Raw genomic sequence first — 14,153 nt, 5'->3', positions numbered from 1 at the left:
CCCCCCCCCCCCCCCCCCCCCCCCCCCCCCCCCCCCCCCCCCCCCCCCCCCCCCCCCCCCCCCCCCCCCCCCCCCCCCCCCCCCCCCCCCCGCCCCCCCGCCGCCCCCCCCCCCCCCCCCCCCCCCCCCCTCTCGACTGGCGGGCTAACGACGTAAGCCGCCGACCTGGGACGAGAACGGCCTGGTCAGAGCCGTTCCCCACCGTTCAAGTGATCATTCCCCGCGGAGGGACCGTGTGACTGGGTGACCGACGTTGCCGCCTCGCCTGGCCTTGCGGGGTGCCACGATCGGCGCCCTGGGCGTTCTCACGCGGTCGACCGGTCTCCGGATCGTTCGAGCGCCGGGACCACGACACAGGAGGTCGTCGGGGGGCATCGCGATGAGCAGTTGTGGCAGGCGCTGGAGGCGTGCGCCAGATGCGGTGGCTCACAGCCCTGACACGAAGGTGACCCTACGGCCCGGCCCCGATGCCTTGTGGTGGGTCAGCGCATGAGTGCGGAGAACTGGAGGAACCGGTCGGCGCGGACCGTGGCCAGGTCCATGCAGTTGATCTTCAGGGTGTAGCCGGAGTCGGGGTTGACTCGGTTCATCGCTCCGATGACCTGGGTCTGGAGCTTGGTGATGCCGTTGGTGAGGTCGTCGACCAGCACCTGGCCGGTGGTGGGGTCGGTGAGTCCGGCTGCCTGTAGTCGGGGTCCGGTGAGGGAGCCGAGGATGGTGAGGAGATGTCCGTCGACGTGGGCGTACCAGCGGTCGACGGCGGCGACGACGCGGGCTTCGACCTTGGCGTTGGTGGGCCCGGCGGCCTTGTTGAAGGCGGCGAGCAGCCGCCTGCGCACGTGGTAGCAGGGGTCGAGGACGTTGGTGACCACGGCGTCGGGGAAGGGCACGCGGCCGGTGCGGGCGGCGACCCATTCGGTGAAGGCGCGCTGTTCGGGGCCGGTGAGGGGGCGGGTGGCGGTGACGCCGGGTGCGGAGAGGGAGCCCTTGAGGATGCTCGTGGTCCAGGCCAGGTCCACGGCCAGCCCCTTGCTGTCGGGGACGCCACTGAACTTGGCCGAGGGGTAGGCGTACTGGCGGGCGGAGTAGCCGTTGCGGTTGAGGTCCTGCCACTCGCCCTGGTCGATCAGGACGAGTGGGGCGATTTGCACGGTGGGTTCGTCGGCGGGCTCGCGGACGAGGTCGCAGTCCTGGCTGAGCAGGACGTACTGCCCGGTCTCGGACAGGAAGGGCGTGGCCCAGGCGTCGGCGGGGCCGACCTGGGGACGGGTGGCGCCGGTGGGCAGGTGCTGGACGCCGTCGGGGCCGACTCCGGCGATGGCCAGGGTCAGCCCGGAGAAGGCGTCTCCCTGCTGGGCCGGGGAGAGAGCGGTGAAGGACACCGGTGCGCCCGCCACCTGGGCGATGGCGGGTGCGACCGTGGCTTGCGCTTCCCCGGACTCGGGTTCGGGTGTGGTGGTCGGCACTGGCTGGACGTCCCCGTGATGTGTGGATCGAAGCGAACGATCGGCTGGGCGAGACTCCCATTGCCGCGCGCATGTGGCCCGCGGGTCGGGGCGGGTCAGGCCCGGTGCAGCACGGCGACGGCAGCGACGTTGCCCGAGCGCTTGACCATGTCGCCCAACTCGCGGGCTCCGGCCTTCCGGGTCACCGGGCGGCGCTGTGGCGGCGCTTCGGGCCGGTAGCCGTGGATGCGCAGGCGCCGTGCGGCGTCGTCAGTGATCGGGTCGGGCCGGAAGCCCGACAGTGCGTCGACCATGGGGCCGGTGGCGGCGAAGGGGTCGAGGAGGTCCTCGACCGGCTCAACCAGCGGCGGTGCGAGGATCTCGCGAACCTCGTCGAGGTTGAACCGGTACTGCCCGCCGGGGGTGGTGCTGTGGGGTAGCCGGTTCTTGCGGGCGTAGGCCTGGATGGTCGCCGGGGACAGGCCGAAGGCAGCGGCGACGTCGCCGCTGCGGGCAGTGCGGGTGCGGTCGGTCACGACGGCCACCTTCCCTCTGGCTGAATCACGGTTCTCACGGAATCATCGGCAGACAGCACGCTGGAGTCAAGCTGATCTTCGTCACGGTTGTCACGGTTCGGGAAGACTCAGCCCGCCCCGCGCCGAGGAGCCCGCTAGGGCTGGGGCAGCGCATGAGGGCGGAGAACTGGAGGAACCGGTCGGCTCGGACCGCGCCAGGTCCAAGCAGTTGATCTTCAGGATGTAGCCGGAGTCTGGGTTGACCTGGTTCATCGCCCCGCCGACCTGGACTTGGTGATGCCGTTGGAGGTCGTCGACCAGCACCTGGCCGGTGGTGGGGTCGGTGAGCCCGGCTGCCTGCAGTCGCGGTCCAGTGAGGGAGCCGGGGACGGCGTTGACATGCTCCTCCAGGATGTTCGAACATGCGTTCGAACATCTGAGCGGGGAGGGTCGATGGGCGGGTCGCGCAGTGTGAGCAGGGCGGTCGCACCGCCGTCAGAGGTTCGGCAGCGATCGTGACTCGGACCCGCTTTGAGATTCCTGGCGGGCGCGCCTTTGGCGACCACTCGTTCAGCCGTGCGCGGCGTACTGCGCGCATGAACCTCCCGCAGTCCTGTAAGGACGGCCACTGCCAGGGGCGCTGTGCCCGGCTTGACTACGTCCTTGGGACGGTCAGGGCGCTCCATGAAGCGCGACGGGGCGGCGACGCTGGAGTCGCCAAGGAGACGCTGGAGCGCCTGGCTACCGAGCCGGGAACCTGCTTCATGGCCCTCTCGCTGGACACCTACCACCGCCTCGCAGCGGACGCGACGGCCGAAGCGCCGCGTCACCCGGCCGTCGGGCTTCCCGCCCTGGACAACATCCGCCTCGTCCAGGCTTGGTTTGCCGAGTCCCTTCCTCCACTCGCTAACGACTTGTGGTTAGGCGGGTTGGTACAACGGATCATCTTCCAGACACCAGGCCTCCGTCGCACGCACGTCAACTACCTCACCTCGCTGATAGGCCTCGTAGGCCCAGTTGAACCCGTGCTGGCCTACCCCCAGTGCTTGAACCCCAGCGACGCGGACATCGCCTTGGTCGTGCTTGCTGTCCTCACCGGACTGTCAGGCAAGGAGGTACTGGCCGCCCGCGACGACCAGGACCTCAGGCGGGCGGTGGCCACGCTTGCCGTGCTGCGGGATCCCGCGTTGGCGCCGTGGGCCCGGCATGTGAGGACAACGTGGGGCGGCCAGTGACCAGCGCCGGGAAAGGTGCGGCCAGTGGCCTTGGGCGTCAGGCCGCAGCGGAGTTACCCCCAGCGTGCCGGACCCGGCGCACCGGGGCGGACTGCGAACGGCAGGTGGCGATCCAGCAGTGGGCAAAGGCGTTGAGGACCGCCAGGGAGGAAGCCAGCGTCTCCACGGTCGGGACGCCGGTAGCGGGCCTCATGGCCGCGTCCCCTGACTCCTAAATAGAAAGTCGACGCGCAAGGAAGTGCGTGACGAGCGCGGCTAAACAGCATAGAACTGCAACAGTTCCAGTAGCGGCGATCAACGGGTTGACGTATCCGGGAACCAGACTGTATGTGTCGCTGCAACTGTTGGTGAGAGGGAACAGGAAGCTTTGTTGTGCCGTCGCGGCATCGTAGGGAACCTTGCGTACGACCGTGCATACCTCCCATTTCCTCATGGAAACAACGTGCGTGATACCCCACAGATAGCTCAGCAAGAAAAAACCAACCGATAGCCGGGTGAGTCGTCTCACCGCTGCTTTCTGGAGCCTCATGCCGCCTCTCACTATCTGCCAGTCGGCCCATGTGCGGGAGCGTGTCAGTCATTCGGCGTAACCTGTAGGCGACTACGATGGCCGTATTGCGCCCTTGCAGAGGAGTGTAGCGTCGGGCATTCAGGTGAGGGCGTACGGAGAACTCCCGGCGTGGCCCGTGTGACCGGTGGGGCCATTGATGCCCGTGCAGGGGATACTTTTGGCCGACATGTCCAAAGGTCTGCGCGTGTCGCGCTGGCCGGGCCGTCGGTGCCCCGCGCTTCCCTCGATTGTGGGACCGGCGACCGCTCCACGCGGACCGTCCAGGTCGCAGACGAGATCTTCGCCCTCACCAAAATGAACTGGAATTCAGTGTGCCAGTACCCGAGAGCCTTACCGAAGACGAGGCGTACCTTGCAACATTCACCGAATGCACGATGCGAGCGCTGGACGCCGTGACGCCTCCACATGGCGAGTTCGAGGCTCAGGGGGCCTGACGAAATCCTCGTAGCGAAGCGGACCGAGTTCGCGACTTGCCCTCCGAGGTGTTCTGGTGCACCCACGAGGTGCACGGGCGCGCAGGTCGCCACAGCGCGGCCCCGCCACGGCCCGAGCGCTCTGCTACCGGCGCAGTCGTCGTTGTCGTGTGCCACGGTGGGCCTCATGAGCCAGGGGCTGCCGTTCACGGTTGAGGACCTGGCCCGGTGGCCTGCTGGCGCAGAACGCGTCGAGATCGTTGCCGGGGCACTGTGCTTCGTGGGCCTGTTCGGCGACCAGGACCTGGCTGTGGCGCAACGGGTCTACCCCGCGCACCGGGTCCGCCTGGAAGACGGCGACCTCTGGGTCTTACCCGAGGGGTGCGAGAGCGTGACCGAGGTACTCGGCCGGGTGACCGGCCCTCTGCCTCCCGCCGAGCCGAGGGCGCTGGACGCTGAGATTGGCCCGTTCTACGACACTGCCGGGGTCGCGGCGCTGCTGGGCGGGGTGTCGGAGCAGGCGGTACATGCCCGCCGGATGGCGCACACCATCCTCGCGGAGCGGACCGCCGATGGCCGCTGGGTCTACCCGACGTTCCAGTTCACCGGTAGCGAGGTCGACCCGGCACTCGCGCCCGCCATCCAGGCGTTCACAGACGTCGTCGGCTGGACGGCTGCGCTGTGGTTCATCACCCCGAATCCCGACCTGGACGATGCGACTGCACCCTGCACCTGCAGGTCGCGGACTGTGCACCGACCGCGCTGGCATCCAGATCGGCCGTACCGTCCGGACCTGTCAGTCCTGAAGTGTCGGTGGCCGACGTGATCATCCGGTCATGCCTCCCGCCCTGCCGCGTCCGCCCACGGCGTTGCTGTGGGACTTAGACAACGCGGACCCGGGCGCGGCTCGGCTGGGCGCCCTCGCGCGAACGCTGTCCTCGCTGGTCGGGGCGGGTGCGCCGCGGATCGCCGCGGCACACCGGGGCCTGTACCGGCGGTACCACGGGCCGCTCACCGCAACAGGCGTCGAGGTGCTGTCCGGTGGTCGTCGCCGCAACGGTGCCGACGCGATCCTGATGCACCATGCTCGCTTGCTTCGACGGGCCGGGATCAGGTCGTTCGTCGTGGTGAGCAACGACCACCTCTTCGCGGCGATCGGCCGCCGCGCTGACTTGCACGTGGTGACCCTGCGTCCGGCCTCGGTGAGCCGGGACCTCTACGCCGCCGCCCGTTCGGTGACCGTGCTCCAGGCACCCGAGGGGCGGGACGCGGGCCGGGCTGCGGGTGCACCGAGGAGGCAGATCGGAGCATCGCTGGCCGCGTCGGCGCCCGAGGAGTGGACCACGGCGCGCGTGGCATCCGCTCAGCGTGTTGTCAGTGGGGCTCCCTAGGGTCTGGTTGACCGGGCCGCCCGGTGGGCCTGCCGATAGCGTTCGATGAGGCACCGAGGGGGCGCAGTGGCGGACAACAGCACGATCGAGTGGACCGAGGCAACCTGGAACCCGACCACCGGGTGCGACCAGATCTCCTCCGGCTGCGACAACTGCTACGCCCTGACGCTGGCCAAGCGGCTGAAGGCCATGGGTGCGGACAAGTACCAGACCGACGGCGATCCCCGGACCAGCGGCCCTGGCTTCGGCGTGGCACTCCACCCGCAAGCTCTTCGGGTCCCGCTGACCTGGCGGCAACCGCGGCTGGTGTTCGTCAACTCGATGTCAGACCTGTTCCACGCGCGGGTGCCGCTGGACTTCGTGCGCGAGGTGTTCGCGGTCATGGCCGCGACCCCGCAGCACACCTACCAGGTGCTGACCAAGCGTGCCGCTCGGCTGCGCAAGGTCGCCGCCCAGTTGGACTGGCCGGACAACCTGTGGATGGGCGTCAGCGTGGAGAACAGCGACGCCCTGGATCGGGTCGATGACCTGCGCGCCGTTCCCGCGGCCGTGCGGTTCCTGTCCTGCGAGCCACTACTTGGCCCACTCGACGGGATTGCACTGGCCGGGATCGACTGGGTGATCGCCGGGGGCGAGAGCGGCCCGGCGCACCGGGTCATGGACCCGGCGTGGGTCACCGGCCTACGGGACGCCTGCCAGGCCGCCACAGTGCCCTTCTTCTTCAAGCAGTGGGGTGGCCGCACCCCCAAGGCCGGGGGACGGGTGCTGGATGGGCTGCTGTGGGATGAGATGCCCCCTCGCGGGCGGGTCACGGCCTAGTTCAGCATCCAGCACCGGCCGCACTGCAGGCTGCCCAGGAGACACTGCGTACGGGGAGAAGGATTCATGAGTCATGGATGACCGCCGCGATCTGCACGTCGATGGTCAGGACTTCACCGTGACACATCGCCGTGACGATCCAGGCGTCTACGACTTCGAGTGGCTCAGCGGCCCCCACGACCCGGCCTACGGGTTCACCACCGCCCGCTCCGACGGAGCGGTGATGAGTGAGGCCGACATGCGGGCAGCGATCGTTCACTTCCTGTCACAGATCAACCCGGAGACGGGCTATATCGACTGACCACAAGTACACAGATCGAGGAATCCGGTCACATCGGACCCGTTGGATACCGATGATGATGATTAGCCAGCATCGGTCACGATTCCGTCCAGCGGAGAGAGTGGGTCAATGATCAACGCAAGCGCATCAGTGTCAGGTTCATCCGCCGCGAGTCTCGTGAGGTCCTCCAGCGTCAGGCAGGTCACGGACGCCCCCGACCGTTGGAACGGCAAGAGTGCCGACTTTGCCGCACTCATGCACACATACCGGTCCGCGTGGGTTCGGGCTGGTGGCGGCACGCTTGGGAAAGGGGGAAGCGATGACCCTGTCTGACTCGGCGAGACGGTGGGGCATAGGCGCGCTCGTGGCCGGGTCCCTATTCTTGGCTCTTTCCTTTAATGGACTTTGGCAGGCGTCCAGCTTCGATACTTATCAAGACTGCTTCAGGGAGGGCATGTCTTATAGTCGGGAATATCTACTTGAGCATGAGGCGACGTCATTCCCGTTCTCTAACCCGTGTAACGAGGAAGAGGACCTGGTGCCTGCTTACGTGAACCCGAGCGTCGGTCTATCGGCGTTTGGCACGGTGCTGTGTCTCGTGGGGCTATGCATAGCCGAGGCTCGTCATCGTTGGCCGTCGCGGCCAAGCGATCAACTCGATGATTCCGACAGTCGTGTGGAGAAGGATAGAGACTATTCGTGAGCGTGACCGGCGAGTCCATTTCGCGCCGCAACTTCCTGCTGGCAGGAGCCGGTGTGGCCTCGACTGCCTTGTTCGTGGGGAAGCCAAGCGCAGCGGCTGCGGCGCCATCAGCCTCGTCGCCGCGGGGATGGACTCGGCGCAAATCGGAGAACGGGTGGCCAGTACTCGCTGCGGCGGAAGCTTACCCGTGGCGGGGAGCGACCTTCTAATCGCCATGGCTCCTGGAGACGCCCAAACCATCTTGCGTCACGCAATCCAACGCTTCAATTATGACGTTGAGCGCATCGGGTCGAGTCAGGGTTCTGCGAGGGCTTGGCGGGGGTCGCTGTCGTCTATGTCCTCGGGTGCGTAGAACCGGATGATGCTGCCTTCTGGCCAGGGAGTGCGCGCATCCACGGGAGCAACGCGGATTGCGAGCCCGTCGGTAGCCAGCCCGTCAAGGGCTTCGCGGAGATGGCGGTCGAGGTATCCAGTGCGGGCCGCGCGGGCGGCGAGCTTCGCCCAGGCCTGTTCCGTGCCCGCGTAGCCGCGAAGCATGTCCTGCAGTTCGGTGATCAGCGAGGTGCCGAACAGGTCTGGCTGCATGAGCATGTCGGCCGACGCGCCGGAGCCTGAGTAGGAGTCCAGTTTCCATTTGACGGGATTCCAGCACTGCAGGCCGTGTTGGCTGTGTGTCGCGAAGATCAGGGAGTAGCGGGGTGTGGCGTTACGAACTCGCACACCGAACTGTTCGGTGAGGACGCCGAGGCTCTCCAACTGGTGTCGGTAAGCGGACACCAGTGCTTCTTTGCGTGCGGCCTGCCCGGCGACCGTGGTGACGCCCCGCCAGTCTGTTGAGCCGAAGTGCTCATCGAGGGCCGCGCTGAATCCTGGCTGGGTGCAGAAGCGGTGCATTTCTTCGGTGAAGAAGGTGATGACTGCTTCGTGATAACGGCCGGACAGGCAGGCGGCTACCTGGTCGAAAGGCAACGCCTTGATGTTGAACGGGTCTAGCAGCCAGAGGACCGGCCGCCCGGCGTCCCCGCCGGTCGCTGCCGCAGCCAGGGCCTCCTGCTGGTCGGCGAACTCGCCCGGATCCAAAACTGTGAACGTCAACTTCGGCGTCGGCCCCAGCCGTGCGATCTCGTCCCGTAGTCGGGCAACGCGGTCGGCGCGTTGTTCCAAGCAGACGATGCGTAGCTCGCCGAAACGTGCGTAGGCGGCGTGCTCTAGGAAGGCTTTGGCCACTAGTCGTGGAGACCCGTCGGGGCCGTCCTCGTAGACACCGGGACCGGCGAACGCGTCGACCACAGTGGCCGCGGGAAAGCGCTGGAGGATCTTCGGCATCCAGCAGGCCAGGTAGTGCCGGTAGACCAAGTGCTTGACCAGCGTGTGCGGGTCACTGCGCCACACCGTCTTGTTGCGGAGTTCTTCTTTGCGGCTCAACCGATCCTCCCCCAGGCAACCGGAACCGTAGCGGTACGCATACGTGGATGCGAGTCGCCGAGCGGACTGTCGGATTGAGCAAACAACTGCATGGTCACAGCCGACTGCCCGGTGGTCGTTCAGGGGCGCGGAAAGCGGTTCCGGAAGGTGGTGGTAAACGTCGCCCACCGCGCCGCCGTGCGCTTCAGTTCACCTCGTGGCTCTTGCCCGGCGGCATAGGCAGCAAGTAGTCGACCCACGGCTGCGTCCAGCTGGTCCAGGTCGTCGTGGGCTTCGGTGAGGTAGCGGCGCTCGAACTGGAAGTAGGTGGGCCGTGAGTTCCGTTCCCGGCGCAGGTTGCGGTGCCGTCGATGGTCGGGCTCGCACAGGGGGGATCGGCGGCTGGCTGGCAGTGGTGTGTCACAGCACAGGCACCAGCGGTACTTGCCGTTCCGACTGAGCCGCGGCGGGTCCGGCGTGCCTGACTCCATCCTCACGTCCGCGATGTTCGTCTGCACGGTCGCAGGCCGGTCCTGGAGGCGCACGGTGCGGCGCAGTTCCGCGGGCGTGTAGCGCCGGTTCTCCTGTGGTGGCGTGTACCGCGGGCGCGGCGCCGAGGCCCGACCAGTCACCGACGAGTTGTCTCCCAGTTCTTCGGCCAACGAGGTCGCGGATGGCCGCCACTGGACCGTCCTGCCGCCCGGAAACCCGAACTCTCGCCCGGCTGGTCGGCGCTGTCGTTCCGTGCGCCCAGTTGCCGTCAGCAAACCACAGAACCGTCGCCGGTCCGCCAGGTGGTGTGCAGGTTGGTCGCGGGGGTGTGCAGGTCGCCAGGACGAGGTCGACCCGAGTTCTGGTCGACCAACGTGTCCGTATAAGAGCCACGAACTCTTGGCGCGTAAGAAGAAGTTACTCCGCGGAGTTTCTGCAGGTCAGCAGGTCGACCGGGCTGCGCGGTCGACCTGGGCCGTGTCGGCATGCGCGTGCAGGGTGACCGAATAACAGGCATGTGATTTCCGGCAGCCCCACAGCGCCGGACCCGGATTGCTCCGTCAGGGCGCAGCCGGGTTCCCGCCGGGCCTCCATCGCCTGACGCAGGCACGCGGAATTGCCGCCGGATCGAAGGGAGCGTGCGGTGCGCCAGACCGCCTCCCACTGGAGCGGAGCATCCCTGCAGTCGCTCGCGCGCGGACTCGACGCGCATGACACGGCGCCCCCGCTCCACACCACCCACCCCTGTTGCCAACATTCGAACACTTGTGCGAAGGTGGCCTCATGCGTGAGCGCGGTCAGCGGCGGAACGGCGGTCTGCGAGTCAGACCCACCGTTCTGTCCGTGCTGCCGATGCCGCTCAGCTAGCCAGGGAGCGCACCGGCCCCGTCATCGGGAGTCGCTGTGCTGCTCGACCCGTCGCGCATCTGGCCCAGCCAGGCGTGGGCGGCCCAACTCGGGGACCGCGAAGACGATGTCACGGTGCGCGACGAACGCGCCCCGTGGCCTGAGTGGTGGCTGCTGATGGCCGGACAGGGCCACCCGGTCACCCGCGAGCAGCGTGCGGCGCTGCAGACCGCTCATCGCGTGATCAGTACGTTCACCAGCCGCGGGACGCTGGACCGCGAGGTCGTCATCTTCACCCGCGCCGTGGTCCGCGACGCCCTGCACGCCGCCCCCCAGCCGATCAACCACAAGTGGGCCCGCTCGTCGCTGGCCATCGTGTCCGGCCTGGTCGACTGGTGCTTCGCCACGGCGCAGCCGCTCACCCGGGAGCACGTCTTCCATCCCGAGACCCTGCACCGCTACCTGCACGCCGGACCCGCCGCCGAACTGTCCGACGGCGCGATCAAGACCTACCGGTCCCGGCTGAGCGTCATCAGCAACGCCCTCATCACCCCGCCCGAGCACCTGGTCCCCCGGGTCGCTGGCCTGGACTCCAACGTCACCGAGCCGCACAGCGCCGACGAGGAGACCGCACTGTGGGCCTGGAGCCGCGGCCTGCGCCCCGTGTCCCGGCGGCAGCGGATCCAAGGTGCGCTGGCGCTCTGCCTCGGGGCAGGTGCCCGCCGCCACGACCTGTGGGATGCCCGCGCCCGCGACATCGTCCGCGACGACGCAGGTGTGCACGTCACCTTCCGCCCGAGCACCCGCTCCGGCGGGGAAGAACGCACAGTCACCTGCTTGCAGGCGTGGGAGGACCGGTTGTGGCACCTCGCCCAGACCACGCGCCCCGACTACCTGATCATCGCTCCCTGGCGCGCACGGGCCTACGACGCCCTGCAGACCTTCGACAAGACGCTGCGGACCACGAGCCAACTCAACGCGCCGACACCGATCATCGCCTCCCGGCTGCGCAACACCTGGCTGCGGCACCACCTGCAGGCCGGAACTCCGCTGCCGATCCTGCTCAAGGCCGCCGGACTGTCCTCCATCGCGCACCTGAGCGAACTCCTCGACCACATCCCGGCCGCCACGCCTGAACAGGCCAGTGCGGCGCTTCGCCGGGCCCGTGCATGACCGCTCGTTCCCGTGGGACCGACCGCCGACGCCGCCCGGCTCGCCCCACTGCTCCCGCCCGGCAGCAGATCCCTACCGGCACCGTCGACCAGATCGTCGCCGCGCTGCCTCCCATCGGCGACCAAGGTCCGGTACACGGCTCCCATCTGCCCGTGCCTGCCACGATCACCTGGCGCGCTGACGTCCCCTGCGCCATCCGGCCCCAGTTCTGCGACGCCGACGTCGAATGGGCGATCACCTTCCTCGCCAGGACCGGGCTGGTCGAGTTCTTCACCGATCAGATCAACGCAGGCAAGAAGAAGCCCGGCCGCCCCGCGCGCACCACTGTGGAAGCCGTTCTCGTGGCGATGTGGCTGTCCGCACTCGACGGCCGCGGCATGCTCATCACCCAGTTCCGTGACGTGCTCTTCCACCGCATCAGCCCGGCCATGCAAACCCGCCTCGCCGTCCGTGGCGCCACCTGCCCCGCCAAGGACGCAACCCCGGCGGCCCTGCGGTGGGACCGCGCCGCAGAAGCAAGCGTCCGCCGCACCCTGCACCGCATGCTCACCCAGATCGACCCATCCATCTACCCCAAGAACCGCCGCCGCTCCTGGACCGAACTACGCGCACTCGCCCGCACGCTGTCCGACGAACAGCAACAGCAGATGCAGAACCGGCTGGACTGGGTCTGCAACCAGATGCTCGACACCGCGTTCAAGACCCTGCCCCGCCGCATCCGCCGTCAATACCGAGGGTCCGTCTGCATCGACGCCACCCCACTGAAGCTCCCCGCCCAAGGCCGGGAGAGCAACGGCCCGATGGCCTCCGCCGATCCCGACGGCGGCTGGTACGTCCGCACCGGCGACCACCGCGACCCCGACTACTCCGCCGACGGCACCACTAGCGGTTTCGCCCGCAAGCCAGCCCGCAAGTTCATGTGGGCGCTGGACATCGGTCTGCTTGTCGCCGTCGATGACCAACTCGGTGACCGTCAGCACCTGCCCGCGCTTCCACTGGCGATGACGACCGACCGGCCCGGCGTCGATGCTGCAGGTGCAGCCCGCCGCCTGATGGCCTCCTACCTCCACCGCGGCTACACCCCGCGCTACCTGGCCGGAGACAACCTCTACTCCGCCGCCGACGCGGCCACCTTCCAGATCCCCGCCCGCGACGTCGGCTTCGAACTCGTGCTGCCCTACCCGAAGCAGTACCTCGGAGATCAAGGCGCCCACGTCTCCGGCATGCGCTTGATCGAGGGCACCTATTCCTGCCCCGCCATGCCCGATGCTCTGGTCCACGCCACCCAGGACCTGCGCGCGGGCCGCATCGACCTCACCACCTACAAGGCCCGCATCCAGGAACGGGTCCGCTTCCGCATGCGCACCAAGCAGTTGCCCATCCAGGGGATCGGTGAGCGCCTCACCTGCCCCGCCGCCGGGCCCGCGCCGCTGGTCAAGTGCGACAACAAGCCCGCCTCGAACACCCCCCGCCCTACCCGTCAGGCCAACGGGCACGTCACCGACGCCCGCCCACGCATCCTGCTGCCCGTCGACATCACCGGGGAACTCAAGCCGCAGGTCTGTAAGCAGGAGACCATCGCCGTCACCCCACTCGATGGCGCCAAGTTCCGTCAGCCGCTGCCCTACGGATCCGACGAACAGGTCGACCTCTTCAACACGCTGCGCCAGTCCCAGGAAGGCATGCACGGCTTCGCCAAGGATCAGGCCCACGAAGCACTGGACGCCCCCGGACGGCGCCGCGTCCGGGGCAAGGCCGCCCAGAGCGTGTTCGCCGCGTTCTTGCTCGCAGCCGCCAGCATCCGCAAGATCCGCGCCTTCATCACCAACGCCACCGAGGACAGCAGCGGCGCGGTCTACGTGCCACGCAAACCGCGCAGGGGCGAACACGCCCGCACCGGCTTACCGCCGGGCGGCGAACCGCCCGACACCGCAGCCGCCTGACCCGGCCGCACCCGCAACCTCACAGCACACACAAGAACCGGCCCTCCAAAGGCCGGGCCGGTCGCATGCCGTCATACGGGCCGTCTAGTGCGCCCGGGAACCCGGCGACCGGTCAACCAGCCCTCACCACCGTGACGACACCAACTCAAGCCCCTGAACAGCAGCGAAGCCGCCCCCGGGGCCTCGACGGTCAGTCCGTCGGGGCCCCGGGAGCGGCTTGCCCATCTCTTTCGTAGCTACTCGACGGAACTTCCGTCGGTAGCCCCTGGCGGTGGCGGTGGGATTTGAACCCACGGAGGCTTGCACCTCACACGCTTTCGAGGCGTGCTCCTTCGGCCGCTCGGACACGCCACCGCCGGAGAGACTACAGGCCCCGCTTGGCGCGGAAGAAGGCGCGTAGGAGAGCCGCCGACTCCTCGGCCCGGACACCGCCGGTGACCTCGGGCCGGTGGTTGAGCCGGCGGTCCCGGACGACGTCCCACAGCGACCCGGCCGCGCCGGCCTTCGGGTCGTCGGCGCCGTAGACCACCCGGGACACCCGGGCGAGCACGCTGGCGCCGGCGCACATCGTGCAGGGCTCCAGCGTGACCACCAGGGTCGCGCCGGTCAGCCGCCAGCCGTCGCCGTGCGCCTGCGCCGCGGCCCGCAGCGCCAGGACCTCGGCGTGCGCGGTGGGGTCGCCCACCTTCTCCCGTTCGTTGGCCGCCTCGGCCAGCACCGCCCCGTCCGGCCCGAGGACGACGGCGCCGATCGGGGTGTCCCCCCACTCCTGCGCCCCCGCGGCCAGCTCCAGCGCGCGCAGCATCGCCGCGTCGTCCGTCACCGGGGCACTCCCGTGGCAGCTCGTGCTCTGCTCACCAGTGGTGAGCAGAGCACGAGCTCTGAGAAGACCACTCGATCAGCCCGATGTCGGCCCGGTCCGC

At 68.5% G+C, this 14,153-nt stretch carries 12 protein-coding genes and 1 tRNA gene; 7 read left to right on the top strand and 6 right to left on the bottom strand.

What is annotated here, in order from left to right:
- Positions 1-482 precede the first annotated feature (482 nt).
- Positions 483-1,382, bottom strand: coding sequence for a hypothetical protein (locus ACI79Y_RS18335; RefSeq protein ID WP_457159863.1), 900 nt, complete (start codon positions 1,380-1,382; stop codon positions 483-485).
- Positions 1,383-1,561: 179 nt separating this feature from the next.
- The gene (locus tag ACI79Y_RS18330) at positions 1,562-1,981 is read right to left on the bottom strand and encodes a helix-turn-helix domain-containing protein (RefSeq protein ID WP_457159862.1); all 420 of its coding nucleotides are present in this window, start codon (positions 1,979-1,981) and stop codon (positions 1,562-1,564) included.
- Positions 1,982-2,556: 575 nt separating this feature from the next.
- Between ACI79Y_RS18330 and ACI79Y_RS18325 the strand changes: the two genes are divergently transcribed.
- The 5 genes from ACI79Y_RS18325 to ACI79Y_RS18305 all read left to right on the top strand — a co-directional run bounded on the left by ACI79Y_RS18325 (position 2,557) and on the right by ACI79Y_RS18305 (position 6,690).
- Positions 2,557-3,195 carry a hypothetical protein gene (locus ACI79Y_RS18325; RefSeq protein WP_457159861.1) on the top strand — a complete coding sequence of 213 codons (639 nt, stop codon included), beginning with the start codon at positions 2,557-2,559 and terminating at the stop codon, positions 3,193-3,195.
- A 1,171-nt stretch (positions 3,196-4,366) separates the two neighbouring features.
- A complete protein-coding gene (locus ACI79Y_RS18320; RefSeq protein ID WP_457159860.1) occupies positions 4,367-5,005 on the top strand; it encodes a hypothetical protein in 639 nt (212 codons plus the stop codon).
- 10 nt (positions 5,006-5,015) lie between these two features.
- Positions 5,016-5,570, top strand: a complete 555-nt coding sequence (locus ACI79Y_RS18315) for a hypothetical protein (protein WP_457159859.1) — start codon at positions 5,016-5,018, stop codon at positions 5,568-5,570.
- A 66-nt stretch (positions 5,571-5,636) separates the two neighbouring features.
- Positions 5,637-6,389, top strand: a complete 753-nt coding sequence (locus ACI79Y_RS18310) for a DUF5131 family protein (protein WP_457159858.1) — start codon at positions 5,637-5,639, stop codon at positions 6,387-6,389.
- A 73-nt stretch (positions 6,390-6,462) separates the two neighbouring features.
- On the top strand, positions 6,463-6,690 hold the full coding sequence (locus tag ACI79Y_RS18305) for a hypothetical protein (protein WP_457159857.1): 228 nt from the start codon (positions 6,463-6,465) through the stop codon (positions 6,688-6,690).
- A 976-nt stretch (positions 6,691-7,666) separates the two neighbouring features.
- Here ACI79Y_RS18305 and tcmP read toward each other — a convergent pair.
- On the bottom strand, positions 7,667-8,797 hold the full coding sequence (gene tcmP / locus ACI79Y_RS18300) for a three-Cys-motif partner protein TcmP (RefSeq protein WP_457159856.1): 1,131 nt from the start codon (positions 8,795-8,797) through the stop codon (positions 7,667-7,669).
- 119 nt (positions 8,798-8,916) lie between these two features.
- Positions 8,917-9,294, bottom strand: coding sequence for a hypothetical protein (locus ACI79Y_RS18295; RefSeq protein ID WP_457159855.1), 378 nt, complete (start codon positions 9,292-9,294; stop codon positions 8,917-8,919).
- 955 nt (positions 9,295-10,249) lie between these two features.
- Here ACI79Y_RS18295 and ACI79Y_RS18290 point away from each other — a divergent pair.
- Positions 10,250-11,287: a hypothetical protein gene (locus ACI79Y_RS18290; RefSeq protein ID WP_457159854.1), complete on the top strand. Its 1,038-nt coding sequence runs from the start codon at positions 10,250-10,252 to the stop codon at positions 11,285-11,287.
- Positions 11,288-11,439: 152 nt separating this feature from the next.
- Entirely contained in the window at positions 11,440-13,230 is a 1,791-nt protein-coding gene (locus ACI79Y_RS18285) for a hypothetical protein (protein WP_457159853.1), read from the top strand.
- A 266-nt stretch (positions 13,231-13,496) separates the two neighbouring features.
- Here the strand turns inward: ACI79Y_RS18285 and ACI79Y_RS18280 are convergent.
- Positions 13,497-13,584: transfer RNA gene (locus ACI79Y_RS18280), tRNA-Ser, on the bottom strand.
- A gap of 10 nt (positions 13,585-13,594) precedes the next feature.
- Positions 13,595-14,053, bottom strand: coding sequence for a nucleoside deaminase (locus ACI79Y_RS18275; RefSeq protein ID WP_457159852.1), 459 nt, complete (start codon positions 14,051-14,053; stop codon positions 13,595-13,597).
- Between the last annotated feature and the right edge of the window lie 100 nt (positions 14,054-14,153).

Source organism: Modestobacter sp. SYSU DS0875, assembly GCF_054050915.1.
The sequence above is the reverse complement of the archived record's forward strand: the minus strand, read 5'-3'. Positions and strand labels throughout refer to the sequence as shown.

Coding starts and splice junctions, on each gene's coding strand:
- ACI79Y_RS18325 (WP_457159861.1), top strand. CDS start 2,557: ATGAACCTCCCGCAGTCCTGTAAGGACGGCCACTGCCAGGGGCGCTGT.
- ACI79Y_RS18320 (WP_457159860.1), top strand. CDS start 4,367: ATGAGCCAGGGGCTGCCGTTCACGGTTGAGGACCTGGCCCGGTGGCCT.
- ACI79Y_RS18315 (WP_457159859.1), top strand. CDS start 5,016: ATGCCTCCCGCCCTGCCGCGTCCGCCCACGGCGTTGCTGTGGGACTTA.
- ACI79Y_RS18305 (WP_457159857.1), top strand. CDS start 6,463: ATGGATGACCGCCGCGATCTGCACGTCGATGGTCAGGACTTCACCGTG.